The organism is Microcoleus sp. B3-A4, assembly GCF_036705385.1.
Lineage (GTDB): Bacteria > Cyanobacteriota > Cyanobacteriia > Cyanobacteriales > Microcoleaceae > Microcoleus.
Genome location: NZ_JAUBUI010000042.1, coordinates 17,027 through 36,751, shown reverse-complemented (window position 1 = coordinate 36,751; position 19,725 = coordinate 17,027). Strand labels below are relative to the sequence as shown.

Annotated in this window: 16 protein-coding genes; 12 read left to right on the top strand and 4 right to left on the bottom strand. The window is 44.4% G+C overall.

Going from position 1 to position 19,725, the window contains the following annotated elements:
* Positions 1-6: 6 nt before the first annotated feature.
* The 9 genes from QUB33_RS17475 (at position 7) to QUB33_RS17435 (ending at position 10,913) form a co-directional block, all read left to right on the top strand.
* Positions 7-1,431: a response regulator gene (locus QUB33_RS17475; protein ID WP_333351947.1), complete on the top strand. Its 1,425-nt coding sequence runs from the start codon at positions 7-9 to the stop codon at positions 1,429-1,431.
* 210 nt (positions 1,432-1,641) lie between these two features.
* Positions 1,642-2,034 (top strand): response regulator, encoded by a 393-nt coding sequence (locus QUB33_RS17470; RefSeq protein WP_333351944.1) that lies wholly within the window; start codon positions 1,642-1,644, stop codon positions 2,032-2,034.
* Positions 2,031-4,601, top strand: coding sequence for a response regulator (locus QUB33_RS17465; protein WP_333351942.1), 2,571 nt, complete (start codon positions 2,031-2,033; stop codon positions 4,599-4,601). The genes QUB33_RS17470 and QUB33_RS17465 overlap by 4 nt, the downstream gene beginning before the upstream one ends.
* Positions 4,576-6,234 carry an adenylate/guanylate cyclase domain-containing protein gene (locus QUB33_RS17460; protein ID WP_333351940.1) on the top strand — a complete coding sequence of 553 codons (1,659 nt, stop codon included), beginning with the start codon at positions 4,576-4,578 and terminating at the stop codon, positions 6,232-6,234. The genes QUB33_RS17465 and QUB33_RS17460 overlap by 26 nt, the downstream gene beginning before the upstream one ends.
* A 68-nt stretch (positions 6,235-6,302) precedes the next feature.
* Complete coding sequence (locus QUB33_RS17455; RefSeq protein ID WP_333351937.1) at positions 6,303-6,818, top strand: DUF1499 domain-containing protein; 516 nt, start codon at positions 6,303-6,305, stop codon at positions 6,816-6,818.
* Between the two features lie 389 nt (positions 6,819-7,207).
* Positions 7,208-8,068 carry a DUF2382 domain-containing protein gene (locus QUB33_RS17450; protein WP_333351935.1) on the top strand — a complete coding sequence of 287 codons (861 nt, stop codon included), beginning with the start codon at positions 7,208-7,210 and terminating at the stop codon, positions 8,066-8,068.
* A 221-nt stretch (positions 8,069-8,289) separates the two neighbouring features.
* Entirely contained in the window at positions 8,290-9,183 is an 894-nt protein-coding gene (locus tag QUB33_RS17445) for a DUF2382 domain-containing protein (RefSeq protein ID WP_333351932.1), read from the top strand.
* A gap of 290 nt (positions 9,184-9,473) precedes the next feature.
* Positions 9,474-9,959 (top strand): glutathione peroxidase, encoded by a 486-nt coding sequence (locus tag QUB33_RS17440; RefSeq protein ID WP_333351930.1) that lies wholly within the window; start codon positions 9,474-9,476, stop codon positions 9,957-9,959.
* A gap of 492 nt (positions 9,960-10,451) precedes the next feature.
* The gene (locus QUB33_RS17435) at positions 10,452-10,913 is read left to right on the top strand and encodes a VOC family protein (RefSeq protein WP_333351928.1); all 462 of its coding nucleotides are present in this window, start codon (positions 10,452-10,454) and stop codon (positions 10,911-10,913) included.
* Between the two features lie 93 nt (positions 10,914-11,006).
* Here the strand turns inward: QUB33_RS17435 and QUB33_RS17430 are convergent, their stop codons facing one another.
* Entirely contained in the window at positions 11,007-13,505 is a 2,499-nt protein-coding gene (locus QUB33_RS17430; protein ID WP_333351926.1) for a PAS domain S-box protein, read from the bottom strand.
* A gap of 13 nt (positions 13,506-13,518) precedes the next feature.
* Between QUB33_RS17430 and QUB33_RS17425 the strand changes: the two genes are divergently transcribed.
* Entirely contained in the window at positions 13,519-13,644 is a 126-nt protein-coding gene (locus QUB33_RS17425; protein ID WP_333351923.1) for a hypothetical protein, read from the top strand.
* A 78-nt stretch (positions 13,645-13,722) separates the two neighbouring features.
* On the opposite strand, the gene QUB33_RS17420 is transcribed toward QUB33_RS17425, so the two are convergent.
* From QUB33_RS17420 to QUB33_RS17410, 3 genes are all read right to left on the bottom strand, one after another.
* Entirely contained in the window at positions 13,723-13,998 is a 276-nt protein-coding gene (locus tag QUB33_RS17420) for a hypothetical protein (RefSeq protein ID WP_333351921.1), read from the bottom strand.
* Between the two features lie 545 nt (positions 13,999-14,543).
* Positions 14,544-16,682, bottom strand: a complete 2,139-nt coding sequence (locus QUB33_RS17415) for an ATP-binding protein (protein WP_333351919.1) — start codon at positions 16,680-16,682, stop codon at positions 14,544-14,546.
* A gap of 146 nt (positions 16,683-16,828) precedes the next feature.
* Positions 16,829-17,173 carry a slr1659 superfamily regulator gene (locus QUB33_RS17410; RefSeq protein WP_333139100.1) on the bottom strand — a complete coding sequence of 115 codons (345 nt, stop codon included), beginning with the start codon at positions 17,171-17,173 and terminating at the stop codon, positions 16,829-16,831.
* 444 nt (positions 17,174-17,617) lie between these two features.
* Here QUB33_RS17410 and cynS point away from each other — a divergent pair, with 444 nt between their 5' ends.
* Positions 17,618-18,061 carry a cyanase gene (cynS, locus tag QUB33_RS17405; RefSeq protein WP_333351916.1) on the top strand — a complete coding sequence of 148 codons (444 nt, stop codon included), beginning with the start codon at positions 17,618-17,620 and terminating at the stop codon, positions 18,059-18,061.
* A gap of 227 nt (positions 18,062-18,288) precedes the next feature.
* Positions 18,289-19,671: an ATP-dependent protease ATP-binding subunit ClpX gene (clpX, locus tag QUB33_RS17400; protein ID WP_333105768.1), complete on the top strand. Its 1,383-nt coding sequence runs from the start codon at positions 18,289-18,291 to the stop codon at positions 19,669-19,671.
* The last annotated feature ends 54 nt before the right edge of the window (positions 19,672-19,725 follow it).

The window sequence follows — 19,725 nt, the reverse complement described above, 5'->3', positions numbered from 1 at the left end:
TACCCGATGACTTCAACTTTACCTATAACCAATCGAGCTAATATTTTAGTAGTGGACGATACGCCAGAAAACCTGCGGCTGCTGACCGGAATTTTGAGCGAAAAAGGCTATCAAGTTCGCCCCGTACCCAATGGCAAGCTAGCATTGTCTGCTGCTCAAAAAATACCCCCAGATCTAGTGCTGCTGGATATTATGATGCCGGAAATGGACGGCTATCAAGTTTGCCAGCAACTCAAAGCTTCTGAAATTACCAAAGACATTCCTGTTATTTTTATTAGTGCGATCAATGACGTGCTGGATAAAGTTAAAGCTTTTGCAGTTGGCGGAGTTGACTTTATTACAAAACCGTTTCAGGTTGAAGAAGTTTTAGCCCGGATAGAAACTCATTTAAAAATTTGTTCGCTGCAACAAACTTTGCAAGAGAAAAATCAAGATTTAGCAACGGCGCTGCACCAACTGCAAGCCACCCAAGAGCATTTGATTCAATCGGAAAAAATGGCCGCCTTGGGACAACTTATTGCTGGAATTGCCCACGAAATCAATACACCCCTGGGCATTATAGGTTCCTCTGTTAATAATATAGCTAATTTTTCAGACGAGTTTTTAGAAAAATTTCCGGAAATTTATCAACAACTTTCTGACGAAAGCAAAGCTTATTTTTTAGCTTTACTGTACAGGGCTACCCATCAAGAAGTTTTATTCACAAGCAGAGAAAAACGGAAATTTAAGCAGCAGTTGGCAGCGGATTTGATGGCAGAATCTGTTGAAAACTATGAAGAAATTGCGGATACTTTAGTTGACATGGAAATCTACGAAAAAATAGAAGAGTTCTTGCCGCTTTTTAAATCCCCGGATTGGGAAGTAGTTTTAAATAGTGCTTACCAGTTTGCCAGCTTTAAAAAAAGTATTAGTCTGATCCAAAGAGCAACAGCAAAGTCTGGGAAAGTAGTATTTGCCTTAAAAACCTACGCTCATTTTGATAGCAAACTAGAAAAAGTCCAGGCGGACTTGCACGAGGGCATTGAAACTGTGTTAACGCTTTATCAAAATCAACTGAAACACGGTATAGAAGTAGTTAAAAACTATGGAGATTTAACCCAAATTATGTGCTATCCCGATGACTTAAATCAAGTTTGGACTAATCTCGTTCATAATGCCCTGCAAGCAATGGATTATAAAGGTATTTTGACGATTGAAACTCGGCAACAAGAGGCAACTATTTTCCTTAAGTTTACTGATAACGGCAAAGGTATTCCCTCAGAAGTTATTCCCAAAATTTTTCAGCCGTTTTTTACGACTAAAGCTGCGGGCGAAGGTAGCGGTTTGGGATTGGATATTGTGAGAAAAATTGTGGAAAAACACGAAGGCACAATTGCTGTAGATTCTCTACCGGGGCAGACAACTTTTACAGTCTCGCTGCCTATTTATTAAACAAAACTTACCCGCAGGGAACTGATTCCCGGTGACACTCGTCGCTGTCTCGCGGACAAATACAAGATTTATTACAAGAAACCGGGTTTATCTTCGGAAGTCCTATTAAAATAAGATAGGGGACAGATATCCTGAATCCTTGCCCGAAATCAATAATGTAAAAGCAAGTCATGTTAGCAAACCTACTAAAATTTAAGCAGATAAGAAAAGATGAATAAGCCTATAATTCTTTGTGTTGATGATGAACCGGATATCTTGAATACTCTCAAGATGCAGCTTAAAAAGGAATTTAAAAATGATTACTTTTATGAATTAGCTGAAAGTGGTGAGGAAGCTTTAGATTTACTGGAGGAGTTTCAAGAAAAAGCTCAGGTGATTGTGGTTGTTTCTGACTGGCTGATGCCGGGAATTAAAGGTGACGAACTTTTAATTAAAGTTCACCAAAAATATCCTAAAATTATTAAAGTGATGTTGACTGGACAAGTGGATGCAGCGGCTGTTCAGCGGGCAGTAGAAGAAGCAGATTTATACTGTTGTTTGTACAAACCCTGGCAAAGCAAAGACTTAATAGAGACTATAAAATCTGGGGTGGCTAAGTTATGAAAAAACCTGTGATTGTTTGTATTGATGATGAACCTGACGTTTTGAAGAGTTTAAAGATTGAGCTGAAAAAGGCGATCGGCGATCGGTGTATAATTGAAACCGCTGAAGGGGGGGCTGATGCTTTAGAGTTGCTGGCCGATCTGCAGGCAGATGAATACGAGATTGCTTTGGTGCTTTCCGATTATATCATGCCGGATATTAAAGGGGATGAACTGCTCAGAAGAATTCACGAAAGCTCGCCGGAAACGCTGACCATTATGTTAACTGGGCAAGCAGATTTGGAAGCCCTGAGTAATGCTATTAAGTATGCTAAATTGTACCGTTATATTCCTAAACCTTGGCAAAATGAAGACTTAAAATTAACGGTAGTAGAAGCAGTTCACAGTTATTTGCAAGATCAAAAGTTAACAGATGAAATTCATAAGCGCCACGAAATAAACGAGGAGTTAAAGCTAGTAAATGAGGCGCTGTCTGCGAGTGAAAGCCGCCTGAGTCAATTTTTAGAAGCTTTGCCAGTGGGGGTATCTGTTTATCATCCCGATGGCTCGATCGCCTATTTCAACCAGGCAGCGCGGGACTTGCTGGGTGCAGACACTATCCCGGAAAGCACTGCGGAACAATTAGCTGCCACTTATCAACTTTATGTTGCCAATACTGATGAGCTGTACCCGCCGGATAATCTGCCGATTTTGCGCTCACTGAAAGGAGAATCTGTCAAGGTTGACGATGTAGAAATCTGTCAAGATGGCAAAAGAATTGCGATCGAGATCAATACCACGCCGATTTTTGACGCTAGCGGAAATATTGTTTATGCGATCGCAGCTTTTCAAGATATTAGCGATCGCAAACAAGCCGAAAAAATACTAGCAAAATATCACCACACCTTAGAAGCCCAAATTGACGAACGCACAGAACAACTGCAACAAGCCGCATTAGCTGCTGAAGCAGCCAACAAAGCTAAAAGCACCTTTGTGGCCAATATGAGCCACGAGTTACGCACCCCTCTCAATTCTATACTCGGCTTTGCACAAATCATGGAACCCAGCCCGGATCTTAGTGTCGAAAACCGAGAAAATATGAGAATTATTCGGCGTAGTGGCGAACACTTGCTGACCTTGATCAATGAAGTCTTAGACTTGTCAAAAATCGAAGCGGGGCAGATGACGCTCAACCCGAAAAGCTTCGACCTCTACCGCTTGCTTGACGATTTGCAAGATATGTTTCAACTGCGGGTAGAGAATCAAGAGTTGCAGTTGCGTTTCCACCGCGATGCTGAGGTTCCTCAGTACGTGCGAACAGATGATATTAAACTGCGGCAAGTGCTGATTAATCTTCTGAGTAATGCGATTAAGTTTACGGAAACAGGCGAAATCATCTTAAGAGTTATAAAGTTAGAAAAATCGGCATCTCTGGATTTATTGGATAGTCCCACAGCTTGCTTTGATACCACCAGAAGTATTCGGGATTTTTCGAGAACTGGCAGTGATTTTGCAACGGTTCCATGGAGGGATGAGGCTGAGGATTCAACTGGGTCGGCTTTTTTCCTTCTGTTTGAAATTGAAGATACAGGAGTTGGCATTAGTCCGGAAGAATTGGGCAATATTTTTAAGGCTTTTGTGCAAACAGCTTCCGGTAAAAAAAATCAGAAAGGTACGGGTTTAGGATTGAAGATCAGCCGTCAATTTGTCCGCCTGATGGGAGGAGAAATTGTCGTAGAAAGTCAACGAGAACTCGGTACCACTTTTAAATTTGAAATTCCAGTCGGTGCAGTTTATGCTGCTGAGCTTCCAGATCCGCAACTTAACCGCCAAGTTAGTGGGTTGGAATCCAATCAACCGTGCTACCGGATTTTAATTGTGGAAGATCGCGAAGACAACCGCCAACTTTTAGTCAAAATGCTTTCTCCTTTGGGTTTCGTGGTGGAACAAGCCACTAACGGCCAGGAAGCAATAGAAATGTGGGAAAATTGGCATCCGCATTTAATTTTGATGGATGTGCGAATGCCAGTGATGGACGGCTACGAAGCTACTAAACAAATTAAGGCTAGAATCAAACAGAGAGAGCAAGAGCAGCAAGGAAATGGGGAAATGGATATTTCCCATCCCGACTCCCCGATCCCGAAGATTATTGCTTTGACAGCTAGTACAATTGAAGGAAAGCGATCGTTTGCTTTATTAGTCGGCTGCGACGATTTTATTAGCAAACCTTTCCGCAAAACAGATATATTTGATACCCTCAGCAAACACTTGGGGGTGAAGTATGTCTACTCTAACTCAACGGACTTTATCTCAACAGGCGATCGAAATAATTTATCTGACTGCCTCCCTAATGCTGCGCTTGCTTATTTACCTACACTTCCCGCAGAATGGATAGACAACATGAAGCAGGTAATCCGCAGTGCTGATTTTGAGTTAATTGTCAGGACAATCGACGAAATAAGGGAGCCTCATCCTGAATTGGCGGAAATCCTCCAGGGTCATCTCGATAATTTTGATTACCAGAAAATTCTCAATTTAATTGCCGAGGCGGAGGAATCAGATCGTGCAGATGAAGGCGGAACAAAATGAAAACTATCAAGCAGATATTTTAGTAGTTGACGATACGCCAGATAATCTGCGTCTGTTGATTAGAATTTTGCAAAAAAATGGCTATAAAGTTCGACCGGTTACTAATGGTTTTTCGGCGTTAGATGCCATTCAATCTAGCGCACCAGATTTGATTTTACTCGATATTATGATGCCGGATATTGACGGCTACGAACTATGTAAAAAATTAAAATTACAACCGCAATTTAGGGAAATTCCCATCATTTTTCTCAGCGCGCTAGAAGAAGGAATAAATAAAGCAAAAGCTTTTGAAGTGGGCGGAGCAGATTATATCACCAAACCTTTTCAGGTCAAAGAAGTATTGGCGCGAGTAAGCAATCAGCTTACTGTGCGTTCATTGCAAATACAATTGCAAGAAAAAAATCAAAAATTGACAGCTCAAAATATCCAGTTGCACCAGGAAATCGCTGAACGCCACCAGGTGGAAATGGAAACAAGATTGCTGCTGCAGGCAACTCAAGCTATTAGCAAATCTGAGGATTTTGAGTCGGGTATAGATGTGATTTTAGGTTTAATTTGCAAAACTATTGAATGGAATCTGGGCGAAGCTTGGATTCCTTGCAGTGAGGGCTTTTTAAAATGCGCTACAGGCAGGTACGTCAGCGACTTGAGGTTTGCCCAATTCCGACAAACAAGTTGGCAGTTGATTTTTGCTCCCGGTGTGGGACTCCCAGGCAGGATTTGGCAGTCGCAGCAGTCTGAATGGATCGAGGATGTTTCTACTGCACCGGAAGAAGTTTTTTTACGAGCGGAAATTGCGGTTAGTGTGGGATTGAAAGCGGCTTTTGGGGTGCCAATTGTGGCGGACAACCAAGTGTTAGCTATTTTGATTTTCTATCGCGAAAAAGTTCTGAAATGTCAGCCGCGCTTGTTGGAATTAGTCAGTGCGGTTGCTACGCAGCTAGGTTCGTTGATTCAGCGGAAACAAGCTGAAGCAGCGCTGAAAGTGCAGCAAGGACAAACCGAGAAATTGCTGCTGAATATTTTACCGAAATCTATTGCGGATCGCTTGCAAAAAGAGCAAAAATTGATAGCGGAGCATTTTGATGAGGTGAGCGTCTTGTTTGCTGATTTGGTGGGTTTTACAGAGTTTTCGGCTCACAAAAGTCCGACGCAGTTGGTAGAAATTTTGAACGGGATTTTCTCGGAGTTCGATAGGTTATCTGAATTGCACGGGTTGGAAAAGATTAAGACGATTGGGGATGCTTACATGGTGGTTGGGGGTTTGCCGACGCCGCGGGAGGATCACTCTGAGGCGATCGCACTTTTAGCTTTGGAGATGCAGGCAGCTTTGAGGAGGTTTAATGCCAAAATGGGAGAAAATTTTCAATTGAGGCTCGGAATTGACAGCGGTTCGGTGGTGGCTGGAATTATTGGGATTAGTAAATTTAGCTACGATTTGTGGGGGGATACTGTTAATGTTGCTTCACGCATGGAATCTAACGGATTGCCTGGTAAAATTCAAGTAACGGCGGCGACTTACGAGCGTTTGAAAGAGCAGTTTGTTTTGGAAGAACGGGGTCATATCCCGATTAAAGGTAAAGGAAAAATGCTGACTTACTGGTTAATTGAAGAACAAAACAAATCTTTTTAATTTTTTGATGTTAATTTAAATTAATATGAAAACTAGACCGCACTTATACTTTCAGGAGGGCTAATCCTTTGCAAACATTTGAAACAAAATCGCCGACAGCATGGAAAAAAGTCCTGGTTATTTTAATATCACTGCTAGCTGTAGCGGTACTGTCGATCGCGACTTTTATCGCTATACCAGGAGAAAAAACAATGTTTGCTGGAACAAGACCTGCCAATATCGGGATTCAGTCAGGAAAACTCGCAGCGTGCCCGAGTTCCCCCAACTGCGTCAGCAGCTTCAGTCAAGATGCCGAACACAAAATTGAGCCTTTGGCATACACTTCGTCCCAGAGTGAAGCGATGGTAAAGCTCAAAGGGGCGATCGAGTCCTATGGAAAAACTAAAATTATCACGGCAACTGATAATTACCTCTATGCGGAGTTCACCAGTGCTTTAATGGGGTTTGTTGATGACGTTGAATTTTTGGTAGATGATGAAGCAAAAGTTATCCATGTGCGATCGGCTTCGCGTCTGGGAGAGTCGGATATGGGAGTTAACCGCAGTCGGATAGAAGCTATTAGAACTGAATTCAATCAACCCTGAACTTAAAATTTCTAGCTTTCCGCAAGCCCCTCTCCTGCAAGATGAGGGGCTTAATATTTGGGTATTACTATGTAATTTTTATTTTTCACCATTTAGTTAACAATTATTAACAGTAGGTACACCGCAAAGGAGTCTCCGGCAGGGGGAGTAGGACACAGCAATGCCGTGTCCCTACGGTTGGCTTTGAGTTTTAATACTTGTTATAAGATTGATGATTGTATAGTTTTACAATCTTTAAAATAGCTGAGCGCGCTAGCACAGAAGAAGAGATACCGTAGTATTCCTATAGTATTAAACAACCTAAATTATACACTTCTGACTTTAGGGAGAGGGAACTGAACGAATTAATTTCTACTATTTATGTAAGTAGAGCAAAGAGGAAGAAAGACATGGCACTTCAAAGATTAGCAGAATTTTATCCTAACTATCAGGAAGAAATCTTTGCTGGAGACGACATCAAGGGATTTGATGTTTATGCTGGCGACTCTGATGAAAAAGTAGGCACCGTTTATGACGCTTTGGTTGATGACACTGGTCGTTTCCGCTATCTGGTAATTGATACCGGTATTTGGATTTTTGGCAAAAAAGTATTGTTGCCAATCGGTTCGGCTCGCTTCGACTACGGAGCCCGCCGCGTCCACGCCACAGGCCTTCGCAACAAAGCTCAAGCAGAACAATTGCCGGCTTACAATGATTTAGAAGCAGTAGATTACGATCGCGAAGAACAGGTAAGAGGCGTCTACCGCAATCAAGAAACTGCCGCTCCAAGCACTGCAACTGCGGCTAGCTACGATCGCAGCAGCTACAACTACGATATGGACCGCCCCCTGTACGAAACCAACGAACAGCAGCACCAAAATCTCAAGCTTTATGAAGAACGCTTGATTGCCAACAAACACCGCGCAAAAACAGGCGAAGTAGCAGTTGGCAAGCGCGTGGAAACTGAAACAGCGCGAGCTTCAGTCCCCATTGAAAAAGAACGAGTCGTAATCGATCGAGTAACCCCGGTAGAAGCGGGTCGAGTAGTTTCAGTCGGTGAAGCTGACTTCCAAGCAGGGGAAGTTGCACGTATGGAAGTCTACGAAGAAACGGCCGACATTCACAAGGAAGCTTTCGTCCGGGAAGAAGTCAACGTCAGAAAAGAAGTTGTTCGCACCACTGTTGAGGGCGAAGAAACCTTGCGTCGTGAAGAATTAGACGTTAAGACCGATGGAACTGCGGTTGTAGATAATAAAAATCCAAGGATCTAAACCAACCGCAACAGGTATTGCAGAGGAATTGCGCCTTAATGACATAATTCTGTCAGCGTGCAGGTTTGATTTGATTGGTAGCGATCGCGCAATTCCTATGTGAGCGGGGGCGGGGGCACAACACTTGTCTAGTTTTGGCAAAGTTGATGCACTTTCCCCGCCTTTACCAATTTCCCCTTACCACTTCATAATAAAAATCCCTAAGCAGGAAAGTTTAAAAAATGAACGGTCAAGCATCAGCAGAAAAGATAGCAACTGCAAAATCAATAACCCGTCTCAACCGGGTGCCTGAAAAAGTCAGAACTAAGCTAAAAAGTTTTACCGTCAAAGACAACAAAGGTCACTTGGTAGGCAAAGTTAAAGATGTCTATTTTGATCCTAAAGGTCAGTTAAACTTTGTGGTAGCCGGGTTAGGGAGTGAAAACCCCCGCACTTTTTTATTAAGTATTAAGCTGCTCAAAAAAGTCGATTATCACCAAAAGTCGCTGTTTGTAACTATTAATTCGGATCAAGTCGATATGCTGCCGATAGTTTCGGCAAATGGGGGTCATCCGTATTTAGAAAATGCCTCTGAAACGCATAGTGAATTTAGCAACAGTGAGTTAACCAACCCCTCAACAGATATGTCAAATCTAACAGATGCCGAGCTCACAGATCCAAATTTGGAGACAGATGAGGATGAGGAAAACTTCGATATTGTCGATCAAGAAGTAATTCGCCTGCTAGAAGAACGATTGGTGATCAATCGCAGCAAGCGCAAAGTCGGCGAAGTCATAGTGCGTAAAGAAATTGAAACTCGGATGGTACAAGTACCCATCCAGTGGGAAAAGCTGATTGTCGAACAAGTCGGCGACGATCCGAAGGTGTTGGCAGAAATAGATTTAGGTGAGGGAAACATCACCGGTATAGATTTGACGGAGATTAAGAGCGATCGCCAAGAACCGACAGTTAAGGCTGAATTTACCTCTGTCCACAAAGCTAGCAAGATCTTAAATTCGATCGCCTCTCAACCCCGTCACGGTTGCGTCAAAGTCCGCCTAGAACTCGTTCTGGAAGACAAGCAACTTGAGGATACTTACCAAAAATGGATGACGGAACACCACTCAGAGAGTTAAAATATTCGTCCTTTTCGGTGTAGATTTTAGCTATTAGCGACAAACTTAAATCTAAGAGCGGACTGTGGCGAGTCGTGCTGGGGAGAAAGTTCACCGCCTTCTACTAAGATCGTGTTCGGTAAATTAACCGTAATTTTGGTAGGGGCGGGTTCACCTATATCTATAATATAAGCGCGAGCTCGGTCAACCCGCCCCGACCGGGATATTGAAATTTTTAGCGATCGACCTCTAGACAAAATTGTAGCCAATTGCGGTAAAATTGTGGTGGTCAAATTTAAAAGTATTTGAAAATGCCCAGCACAATCTCCGACATTAAAGTAAAAACGATCGCAGGCGAAGACAAGCAGCTAGGAGAGTACGCTGGTCACGTACTCTTGATAGTTAATGTAGCTTCCAAATGTGGTTATACACCTCAATACAAAGGGCTCGAAGAATTGAGCCAGAAGTACAGCGGGGCTGGACTCCGTGTTTTAGGATTTCCCTGTAACGACTTCGGAGGTCAAGAACCCGGAAGTAATCCAGAAATCGTCAATTTTTGTACTACAAAATACGGCGTCACCTTTGAATTATTTGACAAAGTACGCGCTAAAGGCACTCAACAGCACCCGCTGTACGCTAAGCTTACGAATGCAGTCGATCCCAAGGGTGAGGTTTCCTGGAATTTTGAGAAATTCTTAGTTAGCAAACAGGGTGAAGTGGTTGCTAGATTCCGCAGCAGTGTTGGCCCCGATTCGCCCGAACTGATCGCTGCTATCGATCGAGAATTGGCAAAATAAGAAGTTCGGCAAATAAGCAGTGTAAAGAATTTAACGGATTTAAGGGATGGATGTTTAGGGAAGACGGAAGAAATTAATAGGCTTTTTTTCTAAGAAGTTAAGAGCTAATTCTTTTCTTGCGATCTTCCCCATTGTGTGCAAGCACTCAACAATGAACAAATACCGATAATTGTATTTAATTGGAGAACGGTTTAATTTAATGGAAAATACATCGGGATTAGATTTAGTGGTAGGTTTACTTGCCTTCGCAATTCTGGCAGGTGGTCTGGCAATGCTATTTGTAGGCGTGGGCTCGTTTCCTAAAGAAAAATAATAGTAATCGATATGATGTGCGATCGCACGGTCTGAATAAAAGTCTTTGTAGCGAGGGCTGAAGTCCTCATATAAATCTGAGGGTTCCAGTCCTCACTACCCACTTAAAATGCTTATTTTACAGCAGAGGATCTGAATAAATCCAACTAGATTTAATTTGAACATTCGCAATTGACAATCATGCAAACTACCGAAAACAACGTCAAAATTGCCCTCGCGCCGGGGAATTTGCGCCGCGTTCACCATATCGCTTTAAACGTGCGCGACATGAAAGCTTCCCGCCACTTCTACGGTACAATTCTCGGTCTGCACCAACTAACAGGTGCAGAAATTCCCGCAACTTTAACAGAAATGGTAGCCGCTGGTAAAGTCGCGAATTTCGTTACCCCTGACGGCACTGTTATTGACTTATTTTGGCAGCCCGACTTAGAACCGCCAAACCCAGACCCGGAGAAAGCTTTTACCCGCGCCAACCACTTAGCCTTCGATATAGATCCGGATTTGTTCGATCGCGCTCTGGAAGTGCTAAAGTCAAATCAAATTGCGATCGATAGCGGCCCCGTCACTCGCGCTACAGGACGCGGCATTTACTTTTACGATCCTGATGGATTTATCATCGAAATCCGTTGTGATGCAGTTTAAACAGTCGCTATCTGGTTCTTGGCAGTCCGGGTGCACCCTACATTTACTCTTTGGAGCGGGGCGATCCGCAAACATCCTACCTTTAAAGTTGTTTTATTTTCCATCTTGGCTAATAGGTTGCTTCGGCCAAGTAAACCGAAAAGTTGCTCCCTCACCTTCAGCAGATTCTAGGGAAATACTGCCCCCTTGACCTTCGACAATTTTTTTCACGAGCGACAAACCAATGCCAGTATTTTCAACTTTATCGCGAGCTTCCAAGGTCTGAAAAATTACAAAAACTTTATCGTGATATTGAGGAGCAATTCCCGGCCCGTCATCCTCTACAGAAAACTCGTAAAAATCATCTAACTCTTTAACCGATATTTTTACATAACCCGATTCAGCTCGGTTGTGCTTAATTGCGTTGCTAATTAAATTAGAAAAAACCTGCTGTAGCGGCAATTTTTCGGTCACAAAAGTTGGCATTCCCGGTTCAACTTTCACCTCAAATTCAGACGGCGGCGCCAACGAATCAATAATTTCTGCTAATAACTTCTCAACATTTACCATTTCTGAAGGCACTTGAATCCGTCCGACGCGGGAATATTGCAGCAGTCCCTCGATCAAACCTTCCATGCGGTGAACTCTGCCGCGCAGCAGGTTCATTTGGTGCAGAGTATCCTCTGTCATCGACTCGCTGAGGTCTTCTTCTATCCAACTGCTGAGATTTGCGATCGCCCTCAGCGGCGCTTTCAAATCGTGAGAAACTACATAAGCAAACTGGTCTAATTCTTGATTCCGCTTTTTCAAAACATTCGTCGTTTGAGCCAGATTTTGCGCCGTCCACCTCAATTCTTGAGCGCGCAACCGCAGCGATTCCTCAGCTTGTTTCCGATCTCTAATATCTTCTACCACACCCATCAAAAATTGGCTGCCATCTTGTTCTCGCAGCAGCGAAACCGTTAAGTTTGCCCACACCAACTCTCCGTCTTTGCGGATGTAGCGCTTTTCCAGAGAGAAATTTTCAATTTCTGCTGCTAACAATTGGCGCAAAAGTTCCAGTTCGCTTGCCAAATCTCCCGGCCAAGTAATATCCTGAAATCTTTTCTCCAGCAATTCTTGGCGGCTGTAGCCCAAAATTTCGCAAAGTTTTTGATTGACTAACAGAAATTTGCCTTCCACACTCGCTTGAACCATGCCGACTGCCGCCTGTTCAAAAGTAGCGCGAAACCGCTGCGCGCTTTCGGCTAAAGCAATTTCTGAGCGTTTGCGATCGCTAATATCGTTGCTGATTTCCAAAATAGCCACCGGTTGATCTTGCTCGTCATGCTGCAAAGTCCATCGGCTTGCCACCGTTATTTTTGTGCCGTCTTTCTTGGTTCGCACCAATTCTCCTTGCCAAGAACCCTTCTCGAAAAATACTTTTTGTATTACCTCAAAAGGTTGAGTCCATTCTGTTTGTAAAAGCTTGTGAATATTTTTTCCTATTGCTTGCGACTTCCGCCAGCCGTAAAGCCACTTTGCCCCCGAATTCCAATAAGAAATCGCCCCGTTCAAGTCTAGTACCGCGATCGTATCGTTTGCCAAATCCAGAATTTGTGCTTGCTTTCGCAGAGTTTCCTCGGCTTGTTTTCGTCCTCTGGCATCGCGGCAAATCGCAATAAATAAGTGTTGATTTGCCAGACGCATTTCGCTGATAGCTAACTCCATCGGAAACTTAGTTCCGTCGTGGCGAAGTCCAACTGTTTCTTGCTGGTAAGTCTTCAGCGTACTGTTTGGATGTAACACAAAATATTCGATCGAATAATCCCCTACGCTGCAGTGCGGAAGCGGTTGAGCTATCAGGCGCCGCAGGTTAGAGCCAATTATTCGCTCGGCTTTCTCGCCAAAAATCTTTTCTGCTGCCCTATTAAAAGACTCAATATTTCCCCGTGCGTCCAAAGTTATAATCCCGTCAGCCGCATTGTCTACCACAGCTTGAATGCGACTTTTACTTTCTTCCAGACCAGCTTCCCGCTTCCTCAATTCCTTCTCTAAACTATCAAATAAATACCAGGAAGCCCCTGCACCCAAACAGCCGGAAAGCAAACCCGCAACTTGCACAAAATTAGTGAAATCTATCAAATCCCGTCTTTGCTGATCTAGAGCTTTCTGGTAGGCCTCGCCGGCATTAGCAAACACATTAATTTTTGCGCGCAGGTTATCCCTCCTCAATTTGCCTTGAGTAAACACCTCAATTATTTCCGGCGACTGCACGCTTGTTGCCGAACTGTCGAGCTTATTCAAAGTGTTTTGCAAGAAATTTATATGCTGTTCGGTACTTTTTTTTATATCTTCAAATCGCTGAGCTTGCAGTTTATTTTCTTGAACCATAACCTTGAGTTCAGCCAGCAGCGGAGGCAAACTCTTCTTGGCTTCTAAGTAGGGTGAGAGAAATGTGCGGCGCTTCGTCAAGCCGTAACCTCGAATGCCCGTTTCCGCATCCACCACGAGGGTTAACAAGCGGTTAGTTTCCTGAAGTATTGCCCTATTAGTATCTGCTCGCTCTCTTATCTGTAGGGTAATCTGCCGGAGGCTTGCAATTGCTAGCAGCGAAGCAAACAGAAAAATCATGGGAATAGCAATTATGACTGTTCCCCGCTGGCGAATTGGTCGGTCTGTCCATACAAAGTGGAGGCAGCGATCGAGCAAATACTTCACGGATATTGAAGGAGAAAGTTTGCTGCCAGTATATCGCTTTTTGGCAGTTTAGGCTATGGATAAGTTCGTTTTTTTTATTTTGCGATCGTCGGGGACTAACCGTGGAAACTAGATTAGACCCCTGCGATAGCTACCTGCTGACACTAACAGCAGATTTTTTGGCACGGTGTTTAAACTGAGGCACGGAGAAAGAAAGGACTTTTTTCGACACCGAGACAGCAGGCGGAGCAGAAAGGATCGTTTCTGCTTTACCTTCGTTTTCGCCTTCGGCTTCTGCTTTTAAACTAGAGTCTGTTTCGCAAGTGTTTGAAACACTTGTAACTACAGTAGTCCACCTGCCTGTAGCCGGATCGCGATAACAAGTAAAAGGGTTTATGTTTAGCGGTTGACTGCAAGGTTTAATCATGTAGATGCACTCCTTTGATTCTGAGAAATTGTGAATTGCTTTCAGCAGCAGTGCTATCTCGCCAGTAGAAGCAGTATGAAGGTAAAAAGCAGAATTGTGTTTCTGCGTCCAGAGACTTTTGAAACTTCCTGATTTCCTGTTAACTTTTGCCTTCTACTGCTTCGCGACCATAGCATTACTTTTACCAAATTGCCCTTCTGGAAGCAACCCCCCACCCCCTTAACTAGGTTGAGGTGGGATTTGTAAATGCAGCGAGGCGCCCGATCGTGCCTGCAGGACAATTTTGGGATAATATAGCTATTCTAGGCTGAAAAAAAATGCTACTGTGTGATCGACAACAGAGGTCGATCGCGATCGGTGTCACAATTAAAAAGCGCATGGGTAATTGGTAATGGCTAATTGGTAAGGGGGGGAATGGGTAATTGGGAAATTATTCCCTCTTTTGCCATGCGTTAAATCCGTTAAATCCGGTACACAATTGCTGGCAAAACCCCCACCCGTTAAATCCCTTAAATCCCCTAGATTGCTAGTTGCCCAACTTGCTTTTAACTAATATCAACTTTTGCCTTTAAATGAACCGTAAAAGTAGAGCCAACATCCAACTGACTCTCAACAGTGATATCGCCTCCCATCATCTGGCAAAACAAGCGACTAATGGCCAATCCTAAACCTGTGCCGCCGTACTTGCGAGTAGTGGAAGCGTCCCCTTGAATAAAAGGTTCAAACAAACCCTGCTGCTGTTCTGCCGACATTCCAATCCCCGTATCAGATACCTGCAAATAAACCCAATCGCTGCCGCCTGCTGGTTCGCGAGTCGCGCTCAACAGCACCGTTCCACCTTCGGTAAACTTCAGGGCATTGGATAGCAAATTAAACAGAATTTGCCGGACTTTAGTCAAATCTGCATACATCACTCCCAAATTTTCACAGCAATAAACTTGCAATTGATTGTGATTTTTTTCTACCAAAGGGTGCAAAGTTGCAACGACTTCTTCTATTAAATTACTGAGGTCAAATTTTTCTAAATAAAGCTCCATCCGACCGGCTTCTATCTTAGAAAGGTCTAGAATATCGTTAATTAAAGTCAGCAAATGTTTGCCTGCGTTATAAATTTTTTGGGTATCGGGAATGATGTCTTCGAGTCCCGATTCCCGTGCTTCTTCTTGTAGCATTTCGCTGTAACCGATAATCGCGTTGAGCGGTGTCCGCAGCTCGTGGCTCATATTGGCTAAAAAAGTGCTTTTAGCTCTCGAAGCTGCTTCCGCTTTGTGTAAGGCTTCTTGCAAAGCTATTTCGGCTCTTTTGCGCTCGGCAATTTCGATGCGGAGCAGTTTATTGGCGGCGGTGAGTTGAGCGGTGCGCTGATCGACGGTCATTTCTAGCTGCGCTTTGGCTTTGGAGAGTGCTTCCTGAGCCCGCTGGCGCTCAAATCCTTCGATCGCCAGCGCTACCAAATTTGCCAAAGAATCAGCAAAGGTGCGCTCCTCCAGAGCCCACTGGCGGGGCGCGCCGATATGTTCGAGAGAGAGGATGCCCACGATCTGCCCGCCGAGCCTAATTGCTACATTTAATATGGATGAATTGGGCTGGCTGGAATTTGGCAGCACAGCGGAATGTTCGGCTACCGAATATGAGTGGGACAAATCTGTTTGTAGAGATTTTTGAGTCTTTGTCGTAGGTTCTAAAGCATTGTCCGATCGCAAATTTTCGCCCGGTGCGTCGCCTTCAACATCTAAACTTGATAAATTTAAATCGCTTGCCGATATGGACTCCCGGCTCAAATGATTCTCCTGGGTGCGATCGTACAAGTCGAGACAAACTAATTTGAGGTTGGGCATTTTAAACTTAGAATGATTCACCCCCTCGTGTTGCTCTGAGGCAGCGGCCTCTGTATCGAGTGGCTCTGTTTGGTTCTGGGCGAGCACTCTCTCGGTAAAATTTAGCTGGGGATCGCTCGGGTAGCGAGTTCCAAATCTTCCATGGTTGTAAAGCCAGACGCTGACTTTTTCCACATCCAAAGTCCGGGCGGCAGCCTCGGTAATTTCGCGAATTCCCACATTCAGCGCACCGCTGTTGAGAGTCCTCTGCCGACCTAGCTGCAACAAAGCCAAACTCTGGCGGCGGAGCCGCTTTTCGCTCTCTTGGAGGGTTTGTTCTGCTTCCTTGCGCTGGGTGAGGTCGTACAAGGCGCACAATGCCGTCTGCTGGCCGTTAAACACCAGCGACTGAACCGAGATCATCGCCCAGAAAGCGGTGCCGTCTGATTTTTTGCAGTGGAGTTCGTAGTTTTGGAGGTATCCGTTTTTAGCAAGTGCCTCAAGTACCTTTGGGCGATCGGCGGGGTTTAAGTAAAAGTCTGGAGTGCTGCAGCCGATCAATTTTTCTAGGGGTATGTTCAGGAGAGAAGCCAATTGAGCGTTCGCATACATAATTAAGCCGTCACAGAGGCGAGAAACTAATATCGGCACGGGAGTTGCCGCGGCGATCGCCCGAAACTGCTCTTCGCTTGAACGCAGCGCCAACTCAGCTTTGCTCAGCAAGTGAGCTTCCATCGTATCTGAATGTTCGGTGGTAGTCTCCAGCAAAAGTTCTAGGTCAACCTTTTCGCGCTTCAAGTTTTCAAGTTCCGCACTCAGCCGCTGAACGTCGAAAAGTAGCTGTTCTGTCGATGGTTCTTCCTGCATAGCAATGAAAATTGGTAATTTTTAGTCGGTTCTGAAGTTTTTTACGGTTTTGTGCTAGTTTAACTATGACTTATTCCGATTAACTTCAGCCACCCTCATCCTGGTTCTCGGGCTTAGCCGGGGATTCATCTTTACCTTTTTCGCTATTATTCCAATTCTAAGTGCAAGGAAGGCATCAGCCGCTGCAAGTTTTTCAGCGATTTTATCTGCCAGGGGATCTGTTTAGAACCTTTGATGGCGATTTGAATATTTTTTTGCTGGCGCACTTTGATCACAAATTTTGAGACAATATTAATTCCAGAACTATTTAAAAATTCTAGCTTTCGCAGGTCTAGAGTAACCGTGTTTGGGCAGGAGTCAGCCACTTCGTTGAGCAGATCGACGATCGGTGCGTATTCTTCCACCTGGCTGAGTCGGAACGACCCGCTACAGGTGACTGTTTGCGTAGCGCGATCGTACTGGATCGTGTAATCTTTGGTCTGAATCTCCATACTTTTGTCAGTTGCCGGTTTTGAGTGGTAAAGGGGTTTTGGTTGCGTGAGCGAGGATTGAGCTTCACGCTAGCACGATCGAGACTCAGCAGTTTGCCGAATGCCGAAGGCCTTTGCGCGTGTAACTTTTATTACATATACTGCCAACTGTACCATTGCCGCAGGGCAGTTATGAGTTATTTTAGGATTTATCAGTTGTGATACCAGTTGGAAAAAATAATGCAACTGTTGACTAGCTCCAAACCCTGATAGTCATCAGTCATTGCCAATCTAACATCTCAAATTTCACATCTCAAATTGTATGAGTTGTGAGTTGACGAGAGCAGCTTTTGCTGAAGTTCCGAGCTATTAATTCGATTTTTATTCTCAACTTAGTATTGACAAAATCACCAAAATGTGAGACATATTGCACATCTGACACTGAAGTGAAGGGGAGAATATTTAATGGCAATTTCAGGAATTACAGAAAAGCTTTTGGCGGCTAAAAAAGCTAAGGGAATTAGTTTTGCAGATTTGGAAAAAGTTTTGGGGCGCGACGAAGTTTGGATTGCGGCGGTTATTTACCGTCAAGCTACCGCATCAGAAGATGAAGCCGAGAAAATTGTCTCGGCTTTGGGACTAGATAGCGAGACGGCTGCGGTTCTCTGTGAACCTGCCTTAAAAGGTTCTTTGGAGGACTCGGTTCCGGTTGACCCCCTGATTTATCGTTTCTATGAAATTATCCAGGTTTACGGAATGCCACTCAAAGCAGTGATTCACGAAAAATTTGGTGACGGGATTATGAGCGCGATCGACTTTACTATGGATGTCGAGAAAGAAGCAGACCCAAAAGGCGATCGAGTGAAAATAATTATGTCGGGAAAGTTTTTGGAATACAAAAAATGGTAAGCCCGGGCCGCTTTACTTTCAAATGAAAAATAAAAATTCAAATTTGCTCGAATGACTCATGACTAATGACTGAAGCCTCAAAAGTGTTAACTTAGAAATAGAGATCGCGAAGCTTGACTGGCTTGGGTATCCGATCGGGAAACCCTTCTAGGGCAAAGCTAAGGTCGCTCCCGCGGCAACTTCCCCAGTCGAAACAAGCAACCGCAACCGTAAAGTAAGAGGCAAATATGTCAAAATATGACTCCCATCTCAGATGCTCGTTTTGCGGCAAGTCGCAAGAGTACGTCCGCAAGTTAATCGCTGGGCCCGGCGTCTACATTTGCGATGAATGCGTGGAACTGTGCAATGAAATTTTAGAGGAGGAGTTCTTTGACTCCAGTAAAACAATTGGTCAACAGATTCCCCAATCAGAGGTGCGAGAGTCTCAGGGACAAGGAACGCGGCGCCCGGGTCGATCGAATAAATCGAAAATCGTTTTAGCTCAGATTCCGAAACCAACAGAGATTAAGCAGCATTTAGACAACCACGTCATTGGCCAGCATTCAGCAAAAAAAGTCCTTTCTGTAGCAGTTTACAACCACTACAAGCGCTTGAGCGTTGACCAAGCTAAAGATAGCGACAAGTCTTCCCCTGACAGCGATGTAGAACTGCAAAAATCCAACATCCTGCTAGTCGGGCCCACAGGTTGTGGCAAAACTTTGTTAGCGCAAAGTTTGGCGCAAATGCTCGAAGTTCCGTTTGCTGTAGCGGATGCGACGACGCTGACAGAAGCTGGATATGTGGGCGACGATGTAGAAAATATCTTGCTGCGGCTGTTGCAAATGTCCGATTTTGATGTCGAAGCGGCGCAGCGGGGCATTATTTATATTGATGAAATTGACAAGATTGCTCGCAAAAGCGAAAACACTTCCATCACCAGGGATGTATCGGGAGAAGGAGTGCAGCAAGCGCTGCTAAAAATGTTGGAAGGAACAGTGGTTAACGTGCCCCCGCAAGGCGGCCGCAAACATCCTTACCAAGATTTTATTCAAGTTGACACTAGCAAAATTCTATTTATTTGTGGCGGTGCTTTTGTCGGTTTGGAAAAAATAGTTGAACAGCGTTTGGGTAAAAAATCCTTGGGCTTTATTCAGCCAACAGAAAGCGACAGCAACTCAACTTTGCCGGCGAAGGATAAGCGGGCCGCTGATATTTTGCAGCAGGTACAGCCAGACGATTTAGTCAAGTTTGGTTTGATTCCTGAGTTTGTAGGGCGGATTCCGGTGGTGACGGTGATTTCGCCGCTGGATGAAGCAGCTTTGATGCAGATATTGACCGAGCCCCGGAATGCGCTGGTGAAGCAGTATCAAAAGCTGTTGAAGATGGACAGCGTGGAATTGGAATTCCAGCCGGAAGCGCTACGGGCGATCGCCCAGGAGGCCTACCGCCGCAAAACTGGCGCCAGAGCTCTCCGCAGCATTTTAGAAGAGTTAATGCTGGATGTGATGTACGAGTTGCCTTCTCGCAAGGATGTGGCTAACTGTATGATTACTCCTGAAATGGTCGAGAAGCGATCGACTGCTGAATTGCTGTGGCATCCCGCATGGCACAAACAGCACGAAACTGCATAATTTGTAATCTGTAGGGTGCTTGTGGCGCACCCTACAAGCTTGGCAAATTTACTT